Source organism: Paracidovorax konjaci (genome assembly GCF_900112675.1).
GTDB lineage: Bacteria > Pseudomonadota > Gammaproteobacteria > Burkholderiales > Burkholderiaceae_C > Paracidovorax > Paracidovorax konjaci.
Window position 1 is genome coordinate 351,414 of the sequence record NZ_FOMQ01000004.1, and the last position, 25,343, is coordinate 376,756.

Consider the following 25,343-nt stretch of genomic DNA (forward strand, 5'->3'; position numbering starts at 1 on the left):
CGCCGCTTCGCCCGGAGACGGTGCGAACTGCCGGTACGATTCGGCCCGGTGCCCGCACAGCGCGGGCATTTCCCCCGCTGATCCAGAGACCGCCAGGAGACCGACCCAGTGCCATCCGCTTTCCGCTTCCGCCCCTCTTTGCAATGCGCCGCCTTCACCGCCGCGCTGGCCGCTTTCGCCGCCGCCCCCGCCAGCGCGCAGGACGTGCAGACCGTCAAGATCGGCCACGCCGGCCCCCTCTCGGGCGGCATTGCCCACATCGGCAAGGACACCGAAAACGGCGTGCGCCTGGCGTTGGACGACCTCAATGCCCAGAACCTCGTGATCGGCGGCAAGAAGATCCGCTTCGAAATCGCCGCGGAAGACGACGCCGGCGACCCGCGCCAGGCCACGGCCATCGCGCAGAAGTTCTGCGACCTGAAGGTGGCCGGCGTCGTGGGCCACCTGCAGTCGGGCACGTCGATCCCCGCCTCGTCGCTGTACGACAAGTGCGGCCTGCCGAACATCACGGCCGCGGCCACCAACCCCGACCTGACCAAGCCCGGCTACAAGACCACCTACCGCCTGATCGCCAACGACAGCGCTTTAGGCGCGGCGCTGGCCATCTACGCGGCCGACCACCTGAAGCTCAAGTCGGTGGCCATCATCGACGACCGCACGGCCTACGGCCAGGGCCTGGCGCAGGTCTTCAAGGCCACGGCGCTGCAGAAGGGCCTGAAGGTGGTGGCCGAGGAATTCACCAACGACAGGGCCACCGATTTCATGGCGATCCTCACGTCGATCAAGCCCAAGAAGCCCGATGCGATCTTCTACGGCGGGCTGGACGCGCAGGCCGGTCCGATGCTGCGCCAGATGGAGCAGCTCGGCCTGGGCGAGATGAAGTATTTCGGCGGCGACGCGCTGTGCACCGAAAAGCTGCCCGAACTGGCGAGCAAGGGCGCCGTGCTCAAGAACGTGACGTGCGCCACCGGTGGTGCGTCCGTGGCCAAGATGCAGGGCGGCGCCGAATGGAAGAAGCGCTACGACGCCAGGTTCCCCGGCCAGTTCCAGATCTACAGTCCCTATGCCTACGACGCGGCGATGGTGCTGGTCGATGCGATGAAGCGGGCCGACTCGGTGGACCCCAAGGTCTACACGCCCTTCATCGCCAAGACCCAGTACAAGGGCGTGACCGCGAACGTGGCCTTCACGGCCAAGGGCGAGCTGACCGCGCCGGCCGTGACGCTCTACCACTACCCTGCGAATGCCCGCGTGGCGCTGAACTGATTGCCCGGCACCCGCGGCTGCCGCGGCATGGCCGCGGCGCCCCGGGTTCGCTAGAGTAGCGTGCCGCCCCCGGAAGCTCCGGGCGCGGCACGTTTGCTTTGGGCGGCGACGCCCGCACCCCCGTGACGATCGAAGAAGGACGACCTATGCGCATGGCGTTTGGACTGGTAGGCCTGCTCGTGGCCCTGGCCGTGGTGGCCGTACTCGTGAAGCAGCAACTGGGCGCCACGCGCGTGGCCGTGCCCGCGGTGCCCGGCGCGCAGGCGCCCGCATCGGGTGCCTCCGCACCCACGGTGCGCCAGCAGAGCCTGCAGGTGCAGGAACAGGTGCGCCAGCAGGTGGAATCGCTCATGCAGCAGCCTCGGCCGATGCCGGAAGACGACCCCAAGTAACCTGGGTTCAGATGAAAAAGCCTCCATGCCGCCGATTCCATTGATTTGTTTGCTATGAAAAAAATAGCAATTGACGCGGCGACCCACCTGCCCGCCAGCGGACCGGACGGCGCGCGGGCCGAGGATGCCGCCTGGATGCGGCTGGCGCTGGAAGAGGCCGCCCGGGCCGCCGCGCGCGGCGAGGTGCCCGTGGGCGCCGTGGTGGTGAAGGACGGCGAGGTCATCGCCCGGGGCTGCAATGCGCCCATCGGCGCGCACGATCCCACGGCCCATGCGGAGATCGTGGCGCTGCGGGCGGCGGCCGAGCGCCTGGGCAACTACCGGCTGGACGGCTGCACGCTCTACGTCACGCTGGAGCCCTGCGCGATGTGCAGCGGCGCCATGCTGCATGCGCGCCTGGACCGCGTCGTCTACGGTGCGCTCGACGCCAAGACCGGCGCGGCCGGTTCGGTGGTGGACCTGTTCGCGCAGCCCGCGCTGAACCACCGCACGCGCACCGAAGGCGGCGTGCTGGCCGAGGAATGCGGGGCGCTGCTGAGTGGCTTCTTCCGCTCCCGGCGCAGCGCGCAGCGTGCCGAGGCGCGCGCCGCCCACCCGCTGCGCGACGATGCGCTGCGCACGCCCGATGCGCGCTTCGCCGGGCTGGCGGACTTTCCGTGGGCTCCGCGCTACCTGAGCGACCTGCCCGCCCTCGCCGGGCTGCGGCTGCATTACCTGGACGAAGGCCCGCGCGATGCGCCGCGCACGTGGCTGTGCGTGCACGGCGGCGGCACCTGGAGCTACCTGTACCGGCACATGCTGCCCGTCTTCCTGGCGGCCGGAGACCGGGTGGTCGCGCCCGACCTCGTCGGTTTCGGCCGCAGCGACAAGCCCAAGAAGGAGGCCGTGCACACCCTGGCATGGCATGCCCGGGTGCTGTCCGAGCTGGCAGGCCGGCTCGATCTGCGCCGCACCGTGCTGGTCGTGCACGGGGAGGGCGGGCTGCCCGGCCTGGCCGCGCCGGCCTTGGACGCCGAGGCGGGGCCGGAGCGCTGGGCGGGCCTGCTGGCGATCAATGCCTGGGCCCCTCCAGGCGGGGGGGCGCCGCTGCCGCCGGGCTTGGCGGCCTGGCGCAAGGCCCTGGCCGCACGCCCCGCGTCGGCACTGCGGCCCGGGGCCGAGGCCGGCACCTGCGCGGACGCTGCCGCCGCGTACGAGGCGCCGTTTCCCGATGCCGGCTACCGCGCCGCGCTGCGCGCGGGCCTGCACTGGCTGCCCGCCGATGCCGCCGCCGATCCCGGGGCCGACGGCACCCTGCCATCGGTCCGGCGTTTCTGGGCCGCATGGAACGGGCCGAGCGCCGTGGCCGTGGGCGCGCGCGATGCCGCCTGGGGGGCTGCCGCGCTGGCGGACGCACGCTCGGCGGCGCCCTGGCCGGCCGGCGCGGCCGGCGCCTGGGTCTGGCCCGGCGCGGGGCACCGCCTGCCGGAGTCCCACGGGGCCGAACTGGCACGGCGTGCTGTGGAATACTTCCGTCCTTGACCGGCGCACGCAGACGCCGCGCTTCGCCCCCTTATCGCCCCTGTCTTTCCCCGCCCTTGCCGGAGCGGGCCTGCCGGCCCGACTGAAGCCTTGTCCGAACACGATCACGACCATTCGCACTGCGGCCACGACCATGGCCCGCGCCACATCTACATCTACTCGCCGGCCGGTGCCGTGCGCGACAAGGCTGCGTTCAAGCGCGGCGTCGCGCGCCTGAAGGCGCTGGGCCACGAGGTCGAGGTCGATGCGGACGCCCTGGCGGTCCACACCCGATTCGCGGGCGACGATGCCACGCGCCTCGCCGCGATCCACCGGGCCGCCGCGAGCGGTGCCGACGTGGCCCTCATCGCGCGCGGCGGCTACGGCCTCACGCGCATCCTGGACGGCATCCGCTACAAGGCGGTCGCGAAGGCGGTGGAGCGCGGCACGCAGTTCGTGGGCGTGAGCGATTTCACGGCCTTCCAGTGCGCGCTGCTCGCCAAAACGGGCGCCATGACCTGGGCCGGCCCCTCGCTGGTGGGCGACCTCGGCTGCGAAGGCGAGCCCGACGACATCATGCTGGCCTGTTTCGACGACCTGCTCACGGGCCACGGCGAAGGTTCCGGCTGGCGCATGCACAACGAGAAGCCGGCCGCCGACGGCACGCCCGCGGTGCGCGACTTGTACCTGCGCAACGCCACGCTCTGGGGCGGCAACCTCGCGATGCTGTGCTCGCTGGTCGGCACCCCCTACCTGCCGCAGGTCAAGGGCGGCATCCTGTTCCTGGAGGACGTGAGCGAGCACCCCTACCGCGTTGAACGCATGCTCACGCAGTTGCTGCACGCCGGCATCCTCGCGCAGCAGAAGGCCGTGGTGTTCGGCCAGTTCACGGGCTACCAGCTCGCGCCGCACGACAAGGGCTTCAAGCTGCAGACCGTGGTGGACTGGCTGCGCACGCGCATCAAGGCGCCCGTGCTCACCAACCTGCCGTTCGGCCACGTGCCCACCAAGGTGCTGCTGCCGGTCGGCGCGCCGGTGTCGCTGTCGGTCGAAGGGCGCGATGCGTTGATCTACTGGGGCCACGTGGGCGCCGCGGCGCATACGCACTGACCCGGCCGCCCCGACCGAGCCGGCGGGCAGGGAGGTGCCTGCGCCCATCCGGCGCGGCCCGGGCCGCCGTGCGCCGGACGCGCCGCGTCCCGGTGTCGCGGTGCGCCGCCGCGCCGGCCCGCCCGGCGCATTGCCGCATTCCATAATCCACGCCACCTTCTTCTTCTCCGTACCGCTTCCCGACCCGTGCCCCCACTTCCCACCCTCCACCCCTGGCTGCCCGCGCGCATCCGCGAAGGCGCTGCGCCATGAAGACCGCACGGCACACGGTGGTCTTTTCCGACATCGTCGGCACCACGGCCCTCTACGAAGTCCAGGGCAATGCCCGGGCGGCCGCCGCGGTGACCCGGCTCGTCGAATGGATGGGGGCGGTGCTCGGCGTCCACGGCGGGCGGGTGGTGAAAACGCTGGGCGACGGCGTGCTGGCGGTGTTCGGCGAGCCGGGTGCCGCGGTGGCCGCGGCCACCGACATGGCGCGCCGCCACCATGAACGCCCGGGGCATGCCGGCCTGGCCATGGACCTGCGCGTGGGCATGGCCCATGGCGAACTCGTGGAGGTGGACGGCGACACCTACGGCGACGCGGTGAACATCGCCTCGCGCCTGTGCGAGCGTGCCGGCGCGCGCGAGATCCTGGCGGACGCCGCCACGGTGGAGTTCGCGGGCGGCATCGACGGCGCGGCCTATGTCCGCATGGGCCAGCTGGAGCTGCGCGGCCGCGCCGAGCCGCTGCTGGTCTACCAGGTGGAGTGGCGGCAGGGCGACGAGCACGGCCTGCTCACGCAGCGCGCGGGCCTGCCCAGCGGCCCGGTGCCGTTCCAGCCGGCCAGCACCTGGATCGAGCTGGCCTGGGCCGGCACCTTCCGAACCTTCGGAGCGGCCGACAGCCCGCTGCACATCGGCCGTGCCACCCAGGCCGGCGTGCGCCTGGCCGATGCCCGCGTGTCGCGCCTGCACGCGCGCATCGAATGGCGCGGCGGCACCATCGTGTTCACGGACCTGAGCAGTTTCGGCAGCTGGGTGCGGTTCGACGGCAGCGAAACCGTGGTGGCGCTGCGCCGCTCGGCCTGCCTGCTGCACGGCAGCGGGCAGATCGCCCTGGGCGTGCCGTTCGGCCGGCCGGACACCCCCACGCTGGGCTTCGGCGTGACCGACACCGACGTGCCCGAGAGCTGGGACACCCTCCCGCCGTATTGAGGCGCGCGCACGGCGGCGGCAGGGCGCCTCTGCACGACAATGGCGCTCACTCAGGAGGGACGGGGCCATGCACACACACAGGACGACGGGCAGACCATGGGGCCGCTGGCTGGCGGTGGCGGCCGTGGCGCTGCCGCTGCTGGCGGGCGCGGGCGCGGCCATCTATGTGCAGAAAAGCTTCCCCGCGCTGGACGGCCGCGCGGCCGCACCCGGTCTGCGCGCGCCCGTGCAGGTGCGGCGCGACGCCGCCGACGTGACGCACATCCAGGCGTCGTCGCCGCAGGACCTGTGGTTCGGCCTGGGCTATGTGCACGCCCAGGAGCGCTCGTGGCAGCTCGAATTCAACCGGCGGCTCATGCATGGGCGGCTGTCCGAGGTGTTCGGCCCCGCCGCGCTGGAGACCGACAAGCTGATGCGTGCGCTGGACATCATGGGCGCCGCCCGGCGCCAGTACGCCGGCCTGCCCGCGATGGCGCAGGAGGCGCTGCAGGCCTACAGCCGCGGCATCCAGCGTTTCCACCAGGGCCGCACGCAGGCCCTGCCGCCCGAATTCCTGCTGCTGGGCGTATCGCCGGGAGAGGGCGAGGACGGCGCCTGGCTGCCCGAGGACAGCGTGGGCTGGGCCCTGATGATGGCGCTGGACATGGGCGGCAACTGGGGCCAGGAGTTCACGCGCCTCTCGCTGGCCCGGGTGCTCGATACCGACCGGCTTTGGCAGGCGCTGCCGCCCTATCCGGGCGAGCCGCCGGCCACCTCCACGGACCTGGCCGCGCTCTACCGTGGCCTGGGCGTCTACCGCGCCGGGGAGGGCGCTGCGCCGCCGCCGGGCCATGCCGGGGGCGCATCCACGCCCGCGCAGGCCTCGGCCGCCGTACCGGCCCCGCGTTCCCTGGCGCTGCTGGGGGAGGGCGTGCGGCAGTGGCTGGAATGGTCGCAGGCGCTGGTGCGCGATGCGGGCACGAACGAAGGCAAGGGCAGCAACAACTGGGTGGTGGCCGGGGAGCGCACCGCCAGCGGAAAGCCGCTGCTGGCGAACGATCCGCACCTGGGCCTTTCGGCGCCGGCCATCTGGTACTACGCCGCGCTGCATTCGCCGGAAGGCACCGCGGCCGACGGCACGCGCATCCCGCCGATGGAGGTGGCGGGCGCGACGCTGCCCGGGTTGCCGTTCGTGGTGCTGGGCCGCACGGCCGGCGTGGCCTGGGGCTTCACGAACACCAGCCCCGACGTGCAGGACCTCTACCTGGAGCAGATCGACCCCGCCCACCCGCGCCGCTACCGCACGCCCGAGGGCTGGGCCGATTTCGTGGTGCGCACCGAAAGCATCCGCGTCAAGGGCCAGCCGGACGTCTCCGTCACGCTGCGGGCGACCCGCCACGGGCCGGTGCTGAGCGATGCGCAGGCCTCGCACGGCCGGCTCATCGACCTGGACCGCTACGTGATCGCGCTGCGCTGGAGCGCCCTCGATGCCGACAACCAGACGGTGCTGGCGGGCCTGCGGCTGAACCATGCCCAGTCGGTGGGCGGGCTGTTCGAGGCGCTCTCCGACTACCACTCGCCCATGCAGAACGTGGTGGCCGCCGACGTGCAGGGCCGCATCGCCTTCAAGGCCGTGGGGCGCGTGCCCGTGCGCGATGCCGCCAACGATCTGCGCGGCGTGGCGCCCGCACCCGGCTGGGATGCGCGCTACGACTGGCAGGGCTGGGTGCCCTATGCCGAAACGCCGCAGGGCGACGGCGCGGGCCGCGGCTGGATCGCCACGGCCAACCAGCGCGTGGCGCCCGAGGGCTACCCGCATTTCATGACGCAGGACTGGGCGCTGCCCTACCGCTACGACCGCATCGCGCAGCAACTGGGTGCCTCGGCCGTGCACGACATGGCCGGCATGCAGCGCCTGCAGGGCGACGTGGTCTCGCTGGCCACGCTGCGGCTGCTGCCGACCCTGCAGCGCGCGCTGCAGGGCCACCCCCATCCGCTGGCGGCCGACGCGGCCGCGCAGCTGCGCGGCTTCGATGGCGCGATGCGCGCGGACCGTGCGGCGCCGCTCGTTTTTGCCGCCTGGGTGGACGAACTGGCGCGCGGCACGCTGGGTGCGCGCATCGGTGCGGAGCGGTTCGCCGCCACCTACGGCAGGCGCGACTACCGCGCCGGCCTGGAAGGCATCCTGGAGCGTGGTGACGCCTGGTGGTGCCAGCCCGTCACCTGCGAGCGGCAAGCCGCGGACGCCGTGGGCCGCGCGCTCGACCGCCTGCAGGCGGCGCAGGGCACCGAGCCCGCACGCTGGCAGTGGGGGCGCGCCCACGCGGCCGTGAGCACGCACCGCCCGTTCAGCAACGTGCCGGCGCTGGCGCGGTTCTTCGAGGTGCGGGTGCCGTCACCGGGCGATGCCTACACGGTCAACGTGGGGCAGTACGACGCCGGCATTGCATCCGGGCCGTTCGTGAACCGGCACGCGGCCTCGCTGCGCGCCATCTACGACCTGGCCGACCTGGAAGCCTCCCGGTTCATCTACCAGACCGGGCAGAGCGGGCTGGTGTTCTCGCCGCGCTACCGCGACATGCGGGGCGAATGGGCGGGCGGCGGCTACCGGCCGCTGCAGCTGCGGCCGGAGCGCTGGGCGCATGCCCTGACCCTGGTGCCCTGACTCTCCGCGCAGGGCACCGGGGCAGGGCGGCTGCGCGCTCAGCAGCCGCGCGTGACGGGCACCTCGGCGTCGCGGCCGTAGCTGGCGTACTTGCCCAGCTCCCACTTCGCGATCGCGTTGCGGTGCACTTCGTCGGGGCCGTCGGCGAAGCGCAGGGTGCGCGCGCCCGCGTAGGCATAGGCCAGCGGGAAGTCGTCGCACATGCCGCCACCGCCATGCACCTGCATGGCCCAGTCGATCACCTGGCAGGCCATGCTGGGCGCGACCACCTTGATCATCGCGATCTCGGTCTTGGCGACCTTGTTGCCGGCCACGTCCATGAGCCAGGCGGCCTTGAGCGTGAGCAGCCGCGCCATGTCGATCTTGCAGCGCGCCTCGGCGATGCGCTCTTGCGTCACCGTCTGCTGCGCCACCGTCTTGCCGAAGGCCACGCGCGACGACGCGCGGCGGCACATGAGTTCCAGCGCCCGCTCGGCCAGGCCGATGAGCCGCATGCAGTGGTGGATGCGCCCGGGGCCGAGGCGGCCCTGCGCGATCTCGAAGCCGCGGCCCTCGCCCAGCAGGATGTTGCTGGCCGGCACGCGCACGTTCTCGAAGACCATCTCCACGTGGCCGTGCGGAGCATCGTCGTAGCCCAGCACGTTGAGCGGACGCAGGATGCGGATGCCGGGCGTGTCGGCGGGCACCAGCACCATGCTCTGCTGCGAATGCCGCGGCGCCTCGGGGTCGGACTTGCCCATGGTGATGAACACCTTGCAGCGCGGGTCCGCCGCGCCGGAGATCCACCACTTGCGCCCGTTGATGACGTACTCGTCTCCCTGCCGCTCGATGCGGGTGGCGATGTTGGTCGCATCGCTGGAGGCCACGTCGGGCTCCGTCATCGCGAAGGCGGAGCGGATCTCGCCTTCGAGCAGCGGCCGCAGCCAGCGGGCCTTGTTCTCCTCGCTGCCGTAGCGCGCGATCGTCTCCATGTTGCCGGTGTCGGGCGCGGAGCAGTTGAACACCTCGCTGGCCCACGGCACGCGGCCCATGATCTCGGCGAGGGGCGCGTACTCCTGGTTGGTGAGCCCGGCGCCCTCGTAGCCCGAGGCCGCGGCGGAATCCACCGGCAAGAACAGGTTCCAGAGGCCGGCCGAGCGCGCTTTCGGCTTCAAGTCCTCGATGGTCTTGAGGGCGGTCCAGCGGCGGCCGGCGGCGGTGTTGGCGGCCAGCTCGGCCTGGTACCCGGCCTCGGCCGGATAGATGTGGTCGTCCATGAACCGCAGCAGGCGTGCCTGCAGATCCTTGGTCTTGGGGGAGTAGTCAAAATCCATCGCGGTTCTCCGGTTGAAATCGTGCCGCGCGGCGTGACGCGGACCAGGGCCTGCCTACATGCGCTGCGCGAATCCCCAGGCCATTTCGGCCAGCGGGCGCGCGCCTTCGCCCGATGCGCGGGCCTGGGCGCTGGAGGCGGTGCCGTCCTCCACGCGCTTGGCGATGCCCTGCAGGATCGAGGCGAGGCGAAACAGGTTGTAGGCGAGGTAGAAGTTCCAGTCGGCGCGCAGCGCCGCGGGGTTCGAGAAGCCGGTGCGCTCGCAATAGCGGCGGATGTATTCGTCTTCGGAGGGAATGCCCAGCGCCGCGTGGTCCAGCCCGCCGATGCCGCGGAACATGCCCGGCGGGATGTGCCACGCCATGCAGTGGTAGCTGAAATCCGCCAGCGGGTGTCCGAGCGTCGACAGCTCCCAGTCGAGCACCGCGATCACGCGCGCCTCGGTGGGGTGGAACATCAGGTTGTCGAGCCGGAAGTCGCCGTGCACGATCGACACGCTGGCCTCGTCGCGCGCGCTCGCCGGCATATGCGCGGGCAGCCATTCGATGAGCCGGTCCATCGCCTCGATGGGCTGCGTGACCGATGCCGCGTACTGCTTGCTCCAGCGCCCGATCTGGCGCTCGAAATAGTTGCCGGGCCTGCCGTAGCCGGCCAGGCCGCGGTCGGCGAACGGCACGGTGTGCAGCGCGGCGATCACGCGGTTCATCTCGTCGTAGATGGCGCTGCGTTCGGCCGGCGCCATGCCCGGCAGGGCCTGGTCCCAGAGCACGCGGCCCTGCAGGAACTCCATGATGTAGAAAGCCCGGCCGATCACCGATTCGTCCTCGCAGAGCGCGAACATGCGCGGCACGGGCACGGCGGTGCCGGCGAGCCCGCCCATCACCTGGTACTCGCGCTCGATCGCATGCGCCGAAGGCAGCAGCTTCGCGACCGGCCCGGGCTTGGCGCGCATCACGTAGCTGCGCCCGGGCGTGCTCAGCTTGTAGGTCGGGTTGGACTGCCCGCCCTTGAACATCTCCACCTCCACCGGACCCTGGAAGCCTTCCACATGGGACTTCATCCAGGCGGAGAGCGCCGCGGTGTCGAATGCGTGCGTGCCGGAGACGGGGCGGGTGCCGATGAAGTGCTCGTAGGTTTGCATGGGGCGGCGTGGGTGGGGAGGGGGAGGTCCGTGGGCGCGGGGGCGGGTCAGTGGTCGGTCTCGGCGATGCGCATCAGCACATCACGGTCGCGCACCACGAGGCCGCCGGGCTCGATGCGGATGGCATCCTCGCGCTCCATGGCCTTGAGTTCCTGGTTCACGCGCTGGCGCGATGCGCCCAGCAGTTGCGCCAGCTCTTCCTGCGCGAGCTGCAGGCCGATGCGCACCTCGTTGCCGTGCGAGAGGCTCGGGATGCCGTAGCTGCGCACGAGGTGCAGCAACTGCTTGGCGAGGCGCGCGCGCAGCGGCAGGGTGTTGAGGTCTTCCACCAGGCCGTAGAGCTGGCGGATGCGCCGCGCATGCAGGCGCAGCATCGCTTCGTAGAACTCCACGTGCGCGGCCAGGATCTTGCGGAAATCGGCCTTGGCCACGCACAGGATGGTGGTGTCCCCGTGCGCATAGGCATCGTGCGTGCGCCGGTCGCCGTCGAAGATCGCCACATCGCCGAACCAGATGCCCGGCTCCACGTAGGTCAGTGTGATCTGCTTGCCCGAGATGGATGTCGAGCTCACGCGCACGGCGCCCTTGGCGCAGGCGATCCACTCCTCGGGCGGATCGCCGCGGGCGGCGATCAGTCCGCCGTCCTTGAAGCGTTTGACGTAGGCGCATCGGAGTATGTCGTGCCGCAGCGAGGGGGAAAGGGAGGAAAACCAGCGACCGGTATTGATCGCTTCTCGTTCTTCGATGGTAAGAATGGGGTCGTCCATGGTCTGTCTTTTGCGTGACTGGTGGCTGGAACATTGTCGCGCGCGGGACCGGCGTGCCGGCCCGCCGCGCGCCCTGCGATGTCGCCTGCGTGTCTGCGGTGCGCGCAGGACGGGCCGGGCGCGTGAACGCCACGGGCGGGGCTGCGGATGGCGGACCCGGTGCCCGCGGCGAGGAGGGAAAAGGGCGCCAGAAGAGGGCGCCCCGCGCGCCACGGCCACGGCGTGGCCCACCGCGGCCAGAGGGCTTCTGGTTTGAGTGGAATCCGCTCCATGCCGGCGGATCCATTCAATAGTTTGCTATGTTATTTATAGCGTGGCGTGCGTTTTTCGAGGAAGGCGGCAATGCCTTCGCCCGCATTCGGATGCTGCAGGTTGCGCACGAACTGGTTGCGCTCCTGCGCGAGCTGCTCGGTCAGCGTGCGCTGCGGTGCCTCCAGCAGCAATTCCTTGGTGCTTGCGAGTGCATTGGGTGCGCGGGCGTTCAGCGTTTCGGCCAGCGCCAGCGCGCAGGTGAGCGCCTCGCCGGCGCGCGCGAGCCGGTTGACCAGTCCCATCGCATGCAGGCGCTCGGCGCCGATGCGCTCGCCGCACAGCAGCAGCTCGGACGCGAGCTGGCGCGGCAGGGCATGCGCCAGGTTCCAGGTCGCGCCGCCGTCGGGCGACAGGCCGATGCCGGCATAGGCCATCACGAAGGCCGCGTTGCGCGCCGCCACGATCAGGTCGCAGGCCAGGGCCAGCGAGAACCCCGCGCCGGCGGCGGCGCCCTCGACGGCTGCGATCACCGGCTTGGGGTAGGTGTGGATGGTCTCGATCCACTGGTGCAGCCCTTCGACACCCTGGGCCTGCGCCTCGGCGCCCTCCTGGCGCCGCTCCTGCAGGCGCTGCAGGTTGCCGCCCGCGCAGAAGTGCTCGCCCGCGCCGGTGATGACGACGGAGCGCACCTCGGCATTGCGTTCGGCGCCGTTCAGCGCCTCCACCCCGGCCGCGTAGATGCCCGGATCGAGCGCGTTGCGCATCTCCGGGTGGTGGATGGTCAGCACGAGGGTCTGGCCGTGGCTGGTGCTCTGGAGTCTCGCGGGCATGGGAGGGTGGGGCGGAGGGAAAGTCGTTGGGGGCAGGGCGTGGCGGCTCAGGGCTCTTCGTGCAGCAGGCTGAGTCCGATCGCTCCGCGGCGGCGCAGCCAGGGGCTGGGACGGTAGCGCGGATCGCCATACACCGTCTGCAGGTTGAAGAGCACCTCGAGAATGTTGGTCGGGCCCCAGCGGTTGCCCATCGCGAGTGGTCCGAGCGGGTAGCCCAGCCCCAGCGTCACCGCCGATTCGAGGTCGGCCGGGCTGCAGATGCCCTGCTGGCAGATGTCGCTGGCGATGTTGACGATGGCCGCCACCACGCGCTGGGTGACGAAGCCGCCGCTGTCGCGGATCACGCTCACGGGCTTGCCGTCGCGCGCGAAGAGCGCATGGGCCGCGTCGCGGATGTCGATGCGCGTGGCCGGGTTGGTGGCCAGCACGCGCCGGCGCGTGGCCGCGTCTTCGATCAGCATGTCGATCCCGACGGTGCGGGCGGGGTCCAGGCGCTCGACCACGGCCACCGTGGTGATGTCGAAGCCCATCGGGGCCACCAGCGAGATCGCCTGCGGAGAGGGCGACGTGCCGGTCTCGATCTGCGCGCCCAGGTCCTTCAGCAACTGGTACACCTCGGGCCGGCGGGCTGCGCGTGATGACACCCACACGGGCGGAATCTGCGCCACCGACGGCGCGGGGGGCTCGGCCGGCACCTGCGCCAGCCCGTCCACATAGGGGTAGAAGCCTTCGCCCGTCTTGCGGCCGAGCAGCCCGCCCGCGAGCCGCTGCGCCGCCAGGGCGCTGGGGCGATACCGTGGCTCTTCGTAATACTGGCGATAAACGGATTCCATGACGGGCTGGGAAACATCCAGCCCGGTGAGGTCCATCAGCTCGAAGGGCCCCAGGCGGAAGCCGACCTGGTCGCGCAGGATGCGGTCCACCGTGGCGAAGTCGGCCACGCCCTCGCTCACGATGCGCAGCGCCTCGGTGCCGAAGCCCCGGCCGGCGTGGTTCACGATGAATCCCGGCGTGTCCTGCGCGCGCACGGGCGTGTGCCCCATGGCGCGGGCGTAATCCGCGAGCCGGTCGCACACGGCCGCATCCGTCTTCAGGCCGGCGATCACCTCCACCACTTTCATGAGCGGCACGGGGTTGAAGAAATGGAAACCCGCAAAGCGCTCCGGGCGCTGCAGTACCGCGCCGATCGCCGTCACCGACAGCGACGACGTGTTGGTGGCCAGCACCGCGTCGGGGCGGACGATGGCCTCGAGTTGGGTAAAAAGCGCCTGCTTGATGTCCAGGCGTTCCACGATCGCTTCTATGATGAGGTCGCACCCGGCGGCATCTTGCAGTGCGGCCACCGGTGCCAGGCGGCCCGCCAGGGCGGTGGCTTCGTCTTCCGTCATGCGCCCCTTGCCTACAAGGCGCTGCCACTGCTGGTGTATATGGTGGCGTGCGGCGTCTGCCGCACCCGGGCGGCTGTCGAAGAGCAGAACCTGGCTGCCGGCCTGTGCCGCCATCTGGGCAATGCCCTGGCCCATGGCACCCGTGCCTATGATGCCTACGATCGGGTTTAGGTTGGTCATGGAGCGCCATTATGGCGGCGGGGGAGCAAGGCACTTATGTGCAAGAATGGTTCGAATAAGAACGCAACTATTGTGAAGATAAGTAACGCAATTCTTGGAGCAAGCCTGTCGGTGGCCGCGAGCGGTGCAGCGGCTCTTTCATTGGGCGCCAGCCACGGCAGCGTCGTGCTCGGCGCGCCGGTGGACCTCGTCTTCGACGTGCAGCCCGATCCGGGCACCGACGTCGAATCGTCCTGCGTGCGGGTGCGCCTCGTGGCGGGCGATACCGTGGTGCCGGATTCCAAGGTGCAGATCACACCCGTGCCGGCCAGTGGGGGGCGCAACCCCGCCGTCCGGGTGCGGGCCAACGTGGCGGCCGACGAGCCGGTCTTCACGGCCACGGTGACCGCCGGCTGCACGGGCGGCGTGACGCGGCACTACACCTTCCTCTCGCAATTGCCGGAATCGGCCGCGGCATCGCCATCCTCGCGGCCGGTCGATATCGGACAACTGGCGGGCGCCCCGGCTGCGGGCGCGCGCCCGGGCACGGCCTCCGGCGCCCCCGTGGCCGGCGGGACCTCGGCCCGCGCCGCACGCGTTCCGGCCTCCGGAGCGGCCGCCGCAGCCCCCGCGCGGGCGGCCCGCCCACGGGCCTCCGACGCGGGCACCTCCCTCGCACCCAGCCGGGCGCTCCGTCCGGCCGCTGCGGCGCCGGCCCCTTCGCCGGCAACGGCGGCTGCCGACCGGGCGCGGCTGGTGATGGAGCCGCTGGACGTCTGGCTCGACTCCCCGTTGCCGCTGCGCAGTTCGGCCGAGCTGTCTCCTGCCGCTCCCGAGGCGTCTGCCCAGCAGCGCGCCGAGGCCGCAGCCCTCTGGAAAGCGCTCAACACCCCGGTCGAAGACGTGCAGCGTGCAGCGGGCCGCACGGCCCAGCTCGAAACCACCGTGGCGGCCGAACGCGCCCGGGCCGCTTCCGAGCGCGCCGCCGCCGCGGACCTGCGGCAGCGCCTCGACAGTGCCGAGGCCGACCGCTTCCCCGCCGTGATCGTCTATGCGCTGCTGGGGCTGCTCGTGCTGTTGCTGGCCCTGGCGGCCTGGCTGTGGGTCCGTGCGCGCCGCGCCGGCGAATCGGCCTGGATGCAGGCGGTGGCCGCCAGCGGCCAGCCTGCCGCACCCGGTGGCCCAGAAACCGATGAAGACGGCGGCGATGCGCAGCGCACCCGGCCACAGGCATCCGCCGTGCCTGCCAGCCGGCCCCAGAGGCTGCCCACCCTGCCACGCGGCAAGGGCGCGGCAACGGCCTCCACGCGGCCCGTGCTGGTGCCTCCGGCGCCGCAACCGGCGGTTGCGCCCGCCGCGGCCCCGGCTTTCAACTTCCCCACTTTCGCGGACTCGCTGTCGGGCGCCGTGGTGGTCGAAGGGCCCTCCACGACGCGCAGCGCACCGCTCGTGCCGGCCCCGGTGGCGCCGGTGCCCGCCGCCGTGCCGCCCGCACCAGCGCCCGTCGCCCCATCGGCCACGCGCGCACCCGGCCCGCACCCCGAGGACCTGTTCGACATCCAGCAGCAGGCCGAATTCTTCGTCTCGGTGGGTGAACACGACCAGGCGATCGGCGTGCTCAAGCAGCACATCGCCGCGCATGGCGACACCTCGGCCTTCGCTTACCTCGAACTGCTGCGGCTCTACCACACGCTCGGCCGTGTCGAGAGCTTCAACCAGTTGCGGGAGAAGTTCCACGCGCAGTTCAATGCCCGGGTGCCCGAGTTCGCAGCCTTCCACCGCAGCGGGCGCACCCTGCAGGGCTTCCCCGAGGCACTGGCCGCCATCGAGGCCGAATGGTCGTCGCCCGCCGTGCTCGGCATCATCGAGGGATACCTCTTCCGGCAGGCGGATGCGCCCAACGCCGTGCAGTTCGACCTGGCCGCCTACGACGATCTGCTGCTGCTGCTGGCCGTGGCGCAGACCACGCCCGCCAGCGCGCGCGGCGCCGCGCCCCCCCGTGCCCGCACGACGCCCGCCGAAGTACCCGACGACGAATCCCTTGCCGCTTTTTCTCCGGTGCCCCCGTCGGATACGGACAAGGCTGCCGCACGCGAGCAGGAACTCCGTTCGCTCGATTCGCTGTCCGCCGGCCTGGCCTGGGAATCCCTGCCCACGCCGCTGTCGCAGGCGCAGGCCCCCACCGCACCGGTGCGCCTGGAGGACGACCCCGACGCGATGCTCGACATCGATCTGTCGGAGCCGCCCCACCTCACGCTCAGCGACCTGCCGCCCGTGCCGGTGACGGCCCCCCCGAAGCCCGGCGAGCCGGTGGGTTTCGGGATGGACAACGACAAACTGGAATTGCGCCTGGAACTCGAAGACATCGAGCGCAAGCACCCGCCCAAGGGGTGAGCGAGGCGAGCCGGGTGCCGGGCTCTGGCGAAAGGCCCGGCGGCCATGGCCGGCCGTTGGGCCAAGCCGTCTGCCAGGCCTTCCCGCGGCGGCCGTGACAGGCCGCAGGCGGGCCGATCAGGCGCCGAGGCTGTCCATGAGATGCCTCGCGGCCGCCTCCGGATCGTCCGCATTCACGATGGCGCGCACCACCGCGATCGAACCCACGCCGGTCGCGCGCACGGCCGGGAACTGCTCCGCGCCGATCCCGCCGATGGCCACCTGCGGGTAGCCCCGCAGCAGGCGCGCATATCCCGCGAGGCGGGCCAGTCCCTGCGGCACGGTGGCCATCTTCTTGAGCGTGGTCGGGAAGACGGCGCCCATGGCGATGTAGCTCGGCGCCGCGGCGTCGGCGCGCACCATCTCGGCATAGCCGTGGGTGCTCACGCCCAGCCGCATGCCTGCGCTGCGCAGCGTGGCCAGCGCGCCCGGAGCCAGCGCGTCGAGGTCTTCCTGGCCGAGGTGGACGCCGTAGGCCCCGGCATCGATGGCGGCCTGCCAGTGGTCGTTGATGAACAGCAGCGCGTCCGTGCCCTGCACGGCCTGCACCGCGGCGCGGACCTCGCTCGCCACGGCGGCCGCATCGTCCGATTTGAAGCGCAGTTGCACCGTGGGCACACCCGCGCGCACCATGCGGCCCACCCACTGCGCATCGGGCAGCACGGCGTAGAGCCCGAGCGCGCCGGGGCAGGGGGCAAAGGGGTGCGCATGGGGGCGTGGCTGCAGCCCGAAATCCTCGGGCGCATCGGGCCAGGCGGTTGCGTCGAACCGGCCGGTGCGGTCCGTGCGGGCCTGCCAGGCACCGGCGAGGCAGTGCGCGTCCACGGCGATGAAGCCGAGGGTGCTGCAGGCCTGCAGCGCGGCCCGGTAGACCGCGCCATGGTCGCCGCCGCACGGCGGCGCGGGCTGTGCAGGGAAGTCGGCAAAAGCCGCGGCATGGGCCTGAACGATGGCTTCCGACATCTGCCGGATGGAGGCGTCAAGCATGGTCGTGGTGCCAGAAAGGGGTGCCGAGCACCGGTGTGCTCGGCTGGGCGGAGTCCTGGGCGGACATGGTGCCGGCATCGCGGGCCGCCCGTCCGGCGCGCACGGCGTCCGCGAAGGCTCCGGCCATCGCCACGGGGTCCTGTGCCAGAGCCACGGCGGTGTTGAGCAGCACGCCGTCGTAGCCCCATTCCATGACCTGGCAGGCGTGCGACGGCAGGCCCAGGCCCGCATCGACCAGCAGCGGCACATCGAGCCGCTCGCGCAGTACGCGCAGCGCGTATGGATTCACGGGGCCCCGGCCCGTGCCGATGGGCGCCGCCCAGGGCATCACGGCCTGGCATCCCACATCGACGAGGCGCTGGCAGAGCACGAGGTCTTCGGTGCAATAGGGCAGCACGTGGAAGCCGTCGCGCACGAGCTGCGATGCCGCTTCCACCAGATTCAGCGTGTCCGGCTGCAGGGTGTAGTCGTCACCGATCAGCTCCAGCTTGATCCACGGCGTGCCGAACACCTCGCGCGCCATCTGCGCGGTGGTCACGGCTTCCTGGATGCTGTGGCAGCCCGCCGTGTTCGGCAGCACCGGCACGTCCAGGCGTCGCAGCAGTTCCCAGAAGCCGCTGCCGGACTCCGCCGGGTTGCTGCCCTGGCGGCGCAGGGAGGCCGTCACCATGGCGGGGCGCGCACGCTGCACGGCGGCTTCCAGCACGCTCGGCGAGGGATAGCGCGCGGTCCCCAGGAGGAGCCGGCTTTCAAAACGCTGGCCGTAGAGGACCAGCGCGTCATCGGGTGCAGAGGTGGGCATGGCGGACATCTGAGAAAAAGCCGGGCGCGCCCGGCGGCAAATGCGGAGAAGAAGGGGCGTTCGGGGGCCGCGCGTGCGCGTTCAGCCGCCCGTCACCGGCGCGATGATCTCGACGCGGTCGCCGGGCTGCAGCGCATGCTGCGCGTGGCGCGCCTGGGGTACGAACACGGTGTTGACCGCCACGGCGAAGGGCGGCCGGGCGGCGATGGCTGCGATGGCGTGGGCCACGGTCGCGCCTTCGGGCAGGTCGGTGGCGTTCTGGTTGATGACGACGTTCATGGAAGGGTGGCGGCGGCAGGCACGGCGCTGGCAGGGGGGCCTGGCAGGCCAGGCTCCAGGTCCAGCGCCAGATCGAAGCGGGGGGCGAGGCGTGATTGTCCCTCGTTCAGCAATTCCATCACCACATCGAGGATGGCCGGCGAAATCATGAAGCCGTGCCGGTAGAGCCCGTTGACCTGGAGCACGCGCGGCGCCAGGCGCCGGATGGCCGGCAGGTTGTCGGGCAGCGTGGGGCGGCACTGCGTGGCGATCTCCAGGATGCGCGCCTCGGCGAAGCCCGGGTGCACGGCATAGGCTGCGCTCAGCAGCTCGAGCGTGGAGCGCACGCTGGCGGGCGAGAGGTCGTCCGATTCGATCTCCGTGGCGCCGATCACGAAAACATGGTCTTCCTTGGGCGCGATGTAGATCGGGTAGCGCGGGTGCACGAGCCGGGTGGGCCGGCGCAGCGTGACGCCCGGCGCATGCAGGCGGACCACTTCGCCGCGCACGCCGCGCAGCGCGGGCCATTCGGTGCGGGCCCCGAGGCCGCGGCAATCCAGCACCCAGTCGGGGTGCCCGGCTTCGCCCGGCATGAAATCCTCGGGCGCCCGCGGGCTGTGCCAGTGCACCCGCACGCCGAGGCTGCCCAGGGTGTGCGCCAGGGAGTCGAGCAACTGGCGGTTGTCCAGCTGGCCTTCGCCCGGCAGGTACAGCCCCTGGTGGAAGCGGCGGGCGGCGGCCGGCTCGGCGGCGTCGATGCCTTCGGCGTCCAGCACCTGCAGCGCGGGCAGTTCGGGCACCGTGCGGGCGGTGCGCTCCAGCACGCCGCGCAGCCGGGCGGCCTCGGCCGCGTCCTGCCGGTGCCACAGGATGAGGGTGCCTTCCTGCTGGAAGAACACCGGCCAGGCGAGGCCGGCCAGCAGTTGCGGCCAGCGCGTGAGCGCGTGGTGGCCCATGCGCACCACGCCGGGTTCGGTGATGGCAGACTCGGCCAGCGGGGCCAGCATGGCGGCGGCGATGCGTGCGGCGGCTCCCTGCGCATCGGGGCCCTGGGCTTCGTAGAGGTCCACGGCATGGCCCTGGCGGGCCAGCTCGACGGCCAGCAGCCGGCCCATGAGCCCGGCGCCGAGGATGGCGATGGAGGAGTGCGGAGACAGCAGAGGAAGCATGTGCGTGCGGTGGAGGTGCGTTCTCGTCGAGGGGCCGTGCGCCGGGGCGCTGGGACGGAGAACAGGCGGCGATCCACCGTCGAAACTCCCCACGCCAGCATGACCTGGATCGGGTGCCGAGGGTATTTCTCAGTCGCGCCGGCATGGCGGACACCCCTGTTTCGTCCGGGTCGGATTACAGCACAGGCCCCGGGGAAGGGGTTTTGACCTTGCGCAGGGGCCATAATTTTTGCCATGACTCTCGATCCCCTTGCGCCGCCGTCCCTGGCGGCGGACGACTCCGCCCGCGCGCCCCGGTACGCCCGCGTCCTGTCCATCGCGGGCTCCGACAGCGGCGGCGGCGCAGGCATCCAGGCCGACCTGAAGACCTTCGCGGCCCTGGGCTGCTACGGCATGACCGCGATCACCGCGATCACCGCGCAGAACACGCAGGGCGTGCGCGCCATCCACGGCGTGCCGCCCGACATGCTGCGCGCGCAGATCGATGCCGTGGTGGAGGACATCGGCGTCGATGCCGTGAAGATCGGCATGCTGCACGCGCCGGAAATCGTGGAGGCGGTGGCCGATGCCATCCGTCGCCACGCGTTGCCGCACGTGGTGCTCGACCCCGTCATGGTGGCCACCAGCGGAGACCGGCTCATCGCGCCCGAGACCGTGGGCGTGCTGGTGGAACGGCTGTTCCCGCTGGTCTCCGTCGTCACCCCCAACCTGGATGAAGCGGCACTGCTGCTCGGCAGGGAGATCGGCGGCATCGATCAGCTCGACCGGGCGGTGCAGGACCTGCTCGACCTGGGCGCGCCGGCGGTGCTGCTCAAGGGCGGTCACCTTCCCGGCGACTGGGTGGTGGATGTCCTCGGACTGCGCGGCAGCGTGGAGGGCGCCACGGCCGAGCGGCTGCAGTCGGCCCGCATTCCCACCCGCAATGGGCATGGCACGGGCTGCACGCTGTCTTCCGCCATCGCGGCGCACCTGGCACTCGGGCTGCCCCTGGCGGAGGCCGCCAAGCGCGCGCGGGCCTACATCCTGCAGGCGATCGCCGCCGGCGCGGACGTGCGCACGGGGCGTGGGCAGGGGCCGCTGAACCACGGCCACGCGCCGGTGGCCCAGCACATCCTGTACCCCGCGGAGCACCCTGTCGCCCCGCACTGAGGGGCGCCTGCGGACGGTGGTGGCCGCCCTGCGGCGCGCCTACCAGCCCCAGGTGAGGCGGCGGGCGACCCAGCCCTTGCGGCCATCCTCGCGTTGCACATGGGCCCAGTCGCCGGCAGTGCGCAGCGTGCGCACGACCTCGTGGCGCTCCAGCAGGCCCAGGCGCGGGTGCCGCACCCCCGGGCCGGCGCGCAGCACGGCCGTGCGAGCCGTGACCACGCGGTGCGGCTGCTTGCTGGTCAGCCCAGCGCTGACCCAGCCCAGTGTTTCCTCATGGTCGCGCACCTTGAGCCAGGGGCCGCGGCGCTGCGTGACCTGCAGCGGATAGCCCGCACCCAGTTCCCACAGCACGGCCGAACGGGTCGTGGGCGCTTCGCGCACGTTGACCGAGGCGCCCCGGATGCTCACGAAATCCGCCGCCTGCGACGGCAGGGCGGCCAGGGCCGCGGCAGCCACCAGGGCGCTGCCGGCCAGGGCGGCGCAGCGGCCCAGGAAGGCCGGAGCCCGGAAGGGTGCCCCTGGCGTGCGGAGGGCGGCGGAGTCGGTGGAGTGGGTACGGAAGGGCACGGGCGTCTGTCTCCTCGGTCGGTCGGTGGGTGGGTGGACGGTCGATCGTCCCCCATGGACCGGCCGAGGCGCCGCGGGTTCCTCAATCCACTGCAGCGCGGCACGGTGGCCGCGCGGCCTTCAGTGGGCGGCCGGGCGCAGCCCCAGCCGCTCGTGCAGGCGGGTGCTGGTGGTCGTGTACTGCAGCGCGACCGGAGCGCCGGACAGATGTTCCGCCGCCGCGAAGGCCGCGAGCGTGGCCTCGTGGAAGCCGCAGAGGATCAGCTTGCGCTTGCCCGGGTAGGTGTTGATGTCGCCCACCGCATAAAGGCCGGGCACGCCTGCCGAGAACGTGGCCGTGTCCACGGCCACCTGCTTGCGCTCCAGCGCCAGGCCCCAATCGGCGATGGGCCCCAGGCGCGGCGACACCCCCAGGCACAGCAGCAGCGTGTCGACGGGCAGGTGCCGTTCCGTGCCGCTGGCGTCGAGGATCCGCAGTGCGGCGAGGCGTGCGCCCTGCGGCGGCGCCGCTTCGGTGATTTCGATGCCCGTGATCTGCGCCGCCACCACGCGAATGCGGCCGCTGTCGCGCAGCGACCGCAACTGCGCCAGCGCCTCGGGCGGCGCCTGGAAGGCGTCGCGGCGGTGCAGCAGCGTCACGCTGGCGGCGGCCTCGCTGCCAGCGGCCTGCGCGCAGGCGATGGCCCGGGCCACGGCCGTGTCCTCGCCGCCGTGCACGACCACGTGCCGGCCCGCGGTGGCGGCGGCTTCCTCGTGGTGGTGCACCTGCGTGCCATGGAATTGGTCGATGCCCTCCACCTTCAGCGTGCGCGGCACGAAGGCGCCGACGCCCCCCGCGATGAAGACGCTCTGCGCGTGGAATGCCTTGCCGGCACGCGTCGAGAGCAGGAAGCTGCCGTCCGGCCCGGGCTGCAGCGTCTCGACCTGGTCGGACAGGTGCAGGTTCGGCGCGAAGGGTTCGATCTGCCGCGACAGCAGCGCGACCAGTTCGCGGCCCGTGCAGACGGGCACGCCGGGAATGTCGTAGAGCGGCTTGTCGGCATACAGCTCTGCGCACTGGCCGCCGATGTGCGGCAGCGCGTCGATCACATGCGCACGGATGCCCTGCAGCCCGAGCTGGAACACCTGGAAGAGGCCCACGGGCCCCGCGCCGATCACCACCGCGTCGGCGGCGATGGGGGCGGTGGTGGCAGGGAGGGCTGCCGTCGCTGCGGGCACGTCGTTCAGCGGCACGCGGTCAGCGGATCAGTTCGGAGACCTTGCCGGGCTTGCCGTTCCACTCGTCGGCGTCGGGCAGGGAGGCCTTGCGCTTGGTGATGCTCTTCCACTGCGGCGCGAGTTCCGCATTGAGCTTGATGAAAGCCAGCTGGTCGGCGGGCAGGTCTTCCTCGGCGTAGATGGCGTTGGCCGGGCATTCGGGGATGCACACGGCGCAGTCGATGCACTCGTCGGGGTCGATCACCAGGAAGTTGGGGCCTTCGCGGAAACAGTCCACGGGGCACACGTCCACACAATCGGTGTACTTGCACTTGATGCAGTTTTCGGAGACGACGTGAGTCATGAGAGGCAGTCTTTGGATCGGGGGTAACCCGCAATTTTAGGGCGGTTCGGGCCGAGGTCCGCCGCTGCCCCTTGTGCTGTCGCAGGAAGCGGCACGGCGGGCAGGGGCCGGAGCACGGCGGGCTCCGCGGTCAGTTCACGAGCACGGCTGCCGCCGTGCGGTGGCTGGCCGTGTCCACGAGGATCAGCGAGCCCAGCACGCGCGCCTGGCCGAACGGGGCGGCCGGCAGGGCTTCCTGCAGCAGCAGGTCCACGTGGCCGATGGCGTTGGGTTCCAGCTGGGCGGCTTCTTCCTCGGCCAGGGTGTTGATGTTGAGGCGGTGCACCACGCGCTGCACCTTGGCCTTGACCCAGCGGTGGCCGTGCAGCGCCCAGTAGACGCGGCCCGCCACCAGCGGCTCGTCGTCCATCCAGGCGACCGTGGCGCGGATGTCGCGGCGTCCGGGCCATGCCGGCACGGCGGTGGGCGTGTCGAAGCCGTCGTCGGCCGCCGGGGCCGGCGCAGCAGCCGCGGGCGCCGCCAGGATCCAGTCGCCGCGCGAGACGTCCACCTCGCGGTCGAGCACGATGCCGGCGCTGGTGCCGGCTTCCACGGCCTGCGGGCGGCGGGCATGGTCGAGCACCTGCGCCACCTGGGCGAGCTGGCCGCTCGGGAAGACCTGCACCGCCGTGCCGGGCGCCACCTGGCCCGCGGCCACGCGGCCCCAGAACACGCGGCGGCCCTGCGTGGTGTCGGCCGAGGAAGAGAATTTCTCGACCCACTGCACGGGGAAGGCCAGCGCCAGGCCCGTGTCGGCCGGCGTGTGCGGCAACTGCTCCAGGATCTGCAGCAGGCTCGGGCCTTCGTAGCCGGCCCAGCCGGGCTGGGCGTCCACCACGTTCCAGCCCTTGAGCGCGGAGACCGGCACCGTGGCGCGCACGGCGATGCCGGCCGCCTGGGCGAAGGCTTCGAGCGCGGCGCGGATGTGGCGCAGCGCGAGCGAGGCGTCTTCCACGGCGTCGAGCTTGTTCACCGCGAACACCAGCGAATGCACGCGCAGCAGGTGCACCAGCAGCGAGTGGCGGCGGGTCTGCGGCAGCAGGGCGAGCTGCGGGTTCTTCCAGTCGAGCTTGGTGGCGTCCACCAGCACCACGGCAGCGTCGGCGCTGGAGGCGGCCGTGACCATGTTGCGCGTGTACTGCTCATGGCCCGGCGCGTCGCCGATGATGAACTTGCGCGTCTCGGTGGCGAAGTACCGGTATGCCACGTCGATGGTGATGCCCTGTTCGCGCTCGGCGCTGAGGCCGTCGGTGAGCAGCGCCAGATCGGTCTCGCCGCCGCGCGTCACGCCGGCCAGGTGGTCCTGCAGCACCGCGCGGCTGTCCACCAGCAGGCGGCCGATGAGCGTGCTCTTGCCGTCGTCCACGCTGCCGCAGGTGATGAAGCGCAGCGCAGCGTTGTGGTCGGAATGGCCCGATGCCGTCGGATCCATTGCGTTTTCTGCTATTAAATTGGTAGTGCTCATCAGAAGTACCCGTCTTTCTTGCGCTTTTCCATCGAGGCTTCGGAGGTCTTGTCGTCCATGCGCGTGGCGCCGCGCTCGCTGACCTCGGCGGCCAGGGTCTCGATGACGATGTCGGCCGCGGTGGCGGCTCCGCTCGCCACGGGGCAGGTGCAGGTGATGTCGCCCACGGTGCGAAAGCGCACGTCGCGCGTGACGACTTCCTCGCCCTCGCGCGGCGGCGTGAGTTCGGTCACGGGCACGAGCAGGCCGCGGCGCTCAACCACCTGCCGCTGGTGCGTGTAGTAGAGCGAGGGCAGCGCGATGGCTTCGCGGTCGATGTACTGCCACACGTCCAGCTCGGTCCAGTTGCTGATCGGGAACACGCGGAAGTGCTCGCCGGGGGCCAGGCGCGTGTTGAACAGCGTCCACAGTTCGGGCCGCTGCGCCTTGGGTTGCCACTGGCCGAAGCTGTCGCGGTGCGAAAAGATGCGCTCCTTGGCGCGGGCCTTCTCCTCGTCGCGGCGCGCGCCGCCGATGAGCGCATCGAAGCGGAATTCCTCGATCGCCTCCAGCAGCGTCACCGACTGGTGCACGTTGCGGCTCTCGCCCGGGTGCGCCAGGCGCACGGTGCCGCGCGCCATGGAATCCTCCACGCTGCGCACGATGAGTTCGGCGCCCAGCTCCTTCGCGCGGAAGTCGCGGAAATCCGTGACCTCGGGGAAGTTGTGGCCGGTGTCGATCATCAGCAGCGGGTAGGGGATGCGGCCCGCCCCGAACGCTTTCTCGGCGCACTTGAGCATCACCAGCGAATCCTTGCCGCCCGAGAAGAGCAGGGTGGGGCGTTCGAAGGCTGCGGCGACCTCGCGCAGGATGAAGATGGTCTCTTCCTCGAGCGCGTCGAGGTGGCGGTTGCTGAGCTGGTTCAGCACTTGGGGTTCGGTGCGTGCGTTCATGCGGCGGGCTCGTGGGCGTGGGAA

At 71.7% G+C, this 25,343-nt stretch carries 22 protein-coding genes and 1 riboswitch; of the genes, 8 read left to right on the forward strand and 14 right to left on the reverse strand.

Annotated elements, in window-relative coordinates:
* Nucleotides 1-108: 108 nt before the first annotated feature.
* From BM144_RS08090 to BM144_RS08115, 6 genes are all read left to right on the forward strand, one after another.
* Complete coding sequence (locus BM144_RS08090; RefSeq protein WP_092950930.1) at nt 109-1,266, forward strand: branched-chain amino acid ABC transporter substrate-binding protein; 1,158 nt, start codon at nt 109-111, stop codon at nt 1,264-1,266.
* A gap of 146 nt (nt 1,267-1,412) precedes the next feature.
* On the forward strand, nt 1,413-1,658 hold the full coding sequence (locus BM144_RS08095) for a hypothetical protein (RefSeq protein WP_092950932.1): 246 nt from the start codon (nt 1,413-1,415) through the stop codon (nt 1,656-1,658).
* Between the two features lie 135 nt (nt 1,659-1,793).
* Complete coding sequence (gene tadA, locus BM144_RS08100) at nt 1,794-3,179, forward strand: tRNA adenosine(34) deaminase TadA (RefSeq protein ID WP_245783591.1); 1,386 nt, start codon at nt 1,794-1,796, stop codon at nt 3,177-3,179.
* Nucleotides 3,180-3,269: 90 nt separating this feature from the next.
* A complete protein-coding gene (locus BM144_RS08105) occupies nt 3,270-4,268 on the forward strand; it encodes an LD-carboxypeptidase (RefSeq protein ID WP_092950936.1) in 999 nt (332 codons plus the stop codon).
* A 248-nt stretch (nt 4,269-4,516) separates the two neighbouring features.
* Nucleotides 4,517-5,464, forward strand: a complete 948-nt coding sequence (locus BM144_RS08110; RefSeq protein WP_092950938.1) for an adenylate/guanylate cyclase domain-containing protein — start codon at nt 4,517-4,519, stop codon at nt 5,462-5,464.
* Nucleotides 5,465-5,531: 67 nt separating this feature from the next.
* Nucleotides 5,532-8,108, forward strand: coding sequence for a penicillin acylase family protein (locus BM144_RS08115; RefSeq protein ID WP_092950940.1), 2,577 nt, complete (start codon nt 5,532-5,534; stop codon nt 8,106-8,108).
* 38 nt (nt 8,109-8,146) lie between these two features.
* Here the strand turns inward: BM144_RS08115 and BM144_RS08120 are convergent, their stop codons facing one another.
* The 5 genes from BM144_RS08120 to BM144_RS08140 all read right to left on the reverse strand — a co-directional run bounded on the left by BM144_RS08120 (nt 8,147) and on the right by BM144_RS08140 (nt 13,978).
* Entirely contained in the window at nt 8,147-9,421 is a 1,275-nt protein-coding gene (locus BM144_RS08120) for an acyl-CoA dehydrogenase family protein (protein ID WP_092950942.1), read from the reverse strand.
* Between the two features lie 54 nt (nt 9,422-9,475).
* The gene (locus BM144_RS08125) at nt 9,476-10,561 is read right to left on the reverse strand and encodes a phosphotransferase (protein ID WP_092950944.1); all 1,086 of its coding nucleotides are present in this window, start codon (nt 10,559-10,561) and stop codon (nt 9,476-9,478) included.
* Nucleotides 10,562-10,608: 47 nt separating this feature from the next.
* Nucleotides 10,609-11,328 (reverse strand): Crp/Fnr family transcriptional regulator, encoded by a 720-nt coding sequence (locus tag BM144_RS08130; protein ID WP_092950946.1) that lies wholly within the window; start codon nt 11,326-11,328, stop codon nt 10,609-10,611.
* 302 nt (nt 11,329-11,630) lie between these two features.
* A complete protein-coding gene (locus BM144_RS08135) occupies nt 11,631-12,410 on the reverse strand; it encodes an oxepin-CoA hydrolase, alternative type (RefSeq protein ID WP_092950948.1) in 780 nt (259 codons plus the stop codon).
* A 47-nt stretch (nt 12,411-12,457) separates the two neighbouring features.
* Nucleotides 12,458-13,978: a 3-hydroxyacyl-CoA dehydrogenase gene (locus tag BM144_RS08140; protein ID WP_092950950.1), complete on the reverse strand. Its 1,521-nt coding sequence runs from the start codon at nt 13,976-13,978 to the stop codon at nt 12,458-12,460.
* Between the two features lie 72 nt (nt 13,979-14,050).
* On the opposite strand from BM144_RS08140, the gene BM144_RS08145 reads away from it, so the two are divergent.
* A complete protein-coding gene (locus BM144_RS08145) occupies nt 14,051-16,351 on the forward strand; it encodes a hypothetical protein (RefSeq protein ID WP_245783582.1) in 2,301 nt (766 codons plus the stop codon).
* Nucleotides 16,352-16,468: 117 nt separating this feature from the next.
* Here BM144_RS08145 and thiE read toward each other — a convergent pair whose 3' ends face one another.
* The 4 genes from thiE to BM144_RS08165 all read right to left on the reverse strand — a co-directional run bounded on the left by thiE (nt 16,469) and on the right by BM144_RS08165 (nt 19,606).
* Nucleotides 16,469-17,377 carry a thiamine phosphate synthase gene (gene thiE / locus BM144_RS08150; protein ID WP_092950954.1) on the reverse strand — a complete coding sequence of 303 codons (909 nt, stop codon included), beginning with the start codon at nt 17,375-17,377 and terminating at the stop codon, nt 16,469-16,471.
* Nucleotides 17,370-18,179, reverse strand: a complete 810-nt coding sequence (locus tag BM144_RS08155) for a thiazole synthase (protein WP_092951139.1) — start codon at nt 18,177-18,179, stop codon at nt 17,370-17,372. The genes thiE and BM144_RS08155 overlap by 8 nt, the downstream gene beginning before the upstream one ends.
* 81 nt (nt 18,180-18,260) lie before the next feature.
* Nucleotides 18,261-18,458, reverse strand: a complete 198-nt coding sequence (thiS, locus tag BM144_RS08160) for a sulfur carrier protein ThiS (RefSeq protein WP_092950956.1) — start codon at nt 18,456-18,458, stop codon at nt 18,261-18,263.
* On the reverse strand, nt 18,455-19,606 hold the full coding sequence (locus tag BM144_RS08165) for an FAD-dependent oxidoreductase (RefSeq protein ID WP_092950958.1): 1,152 nt from the start codon (nt 19,604-19,606) through the stop codon (nt 18,455-18,457). Before BM144_RS08165 ends, thiS begins: the two co-directional genes overlap by 4 nt.
* 69 nt (nt 19,607-19,675) lie before the next feature.
* Nucleotides 19,676-19,774, reverse strand: a riboswitch (TPP riboswitch).
* A gap of 66 nt (nt 19,775-19,840) precedes the next feature.
* Here BM144_RS08165 and thiD point away from each other — a divergent pair.
* Entirely contained in the window at nt 19,841-20,755 is a 915-nt protein-coding gene (gene thiD, locus BM144_RS08170) for a bifunctional hydroxymethylpyrimidine kinase/phosphomethylpyrimidine kinase (protein ID WP_092950960.1), read from the forward strand.
* Nucleotides 20,756-20,794: 39 nt separating this feature from the next.
* On the opposite strand, the gene BM144_RS08175 is transcribed toward thiD, so the two are convergent.
* The 5 genes from BM144_RS08175 to cysD form a co-directional block, all read right to left on the reverse strand.
* Entirely contained in the window at nt 20,795-21,229 is a 435-nt protein-coding gene (locus BM144_RS08175; RefSeq protein ID WP_245783592.1) for an SH3 domain-containing protein, read from the reverse strand.
* Nucleotides 21,230-21,442: 213 nt separating this feature from the next.
* On the reverse strand, nt 21,443-22,549 hold the full coding sequence (locus BM144_RS08180) for an NAD(P)/FAD-dependent oxidoreductase (protein ID WP_245783593.1): 1,107 nt from the start codon (nt 22,547-22,549) through the stop codon (nt 21,443-21,445).
* Nucleotides 22,550-22,559: 10 nt separating this feature from the next.
* The gene (gene fdxA / locus BM144_RS08185; protein WP_092950962.1) at nt 22,560-22,883 is read right to left on the reverse strand and encodes a ferredoxin FdxA; all 324 of its coding nucleotides are present in this window, start codon (nt 22,881-22,883) and stop codon (nt 22,560-22,562) included.
* Between the two features lie 130 nt (nt 22,884-23,013).
* Complete coding sequence (locus BM144_RS08190; protein WP_092950964.1) at nt 23,014-24,387, reverse strand: sulfate adenylyltransferase subunit 1; 1,374 nt, start codon at nt 24,385-24,387, stop codon at nt 23,014-23,016.
* Complete coding sequence (gene cysD, locus BM144_RS08195) at nt 24,387-25,319, reverse strand: sulfate adenylyltransferase subunit CysD (protein ID WP_092950966.1); 933 nt, start codon at nt 25,317-25,319, stop codon at nt 24,387-24,389. Before cysD ends, BM144_RS08190 begins: the two co-directional genes overlap by 1 nt.
* Between the last annotated feature and the right edge of the window lie 24 nt (nt 25,320-25,343).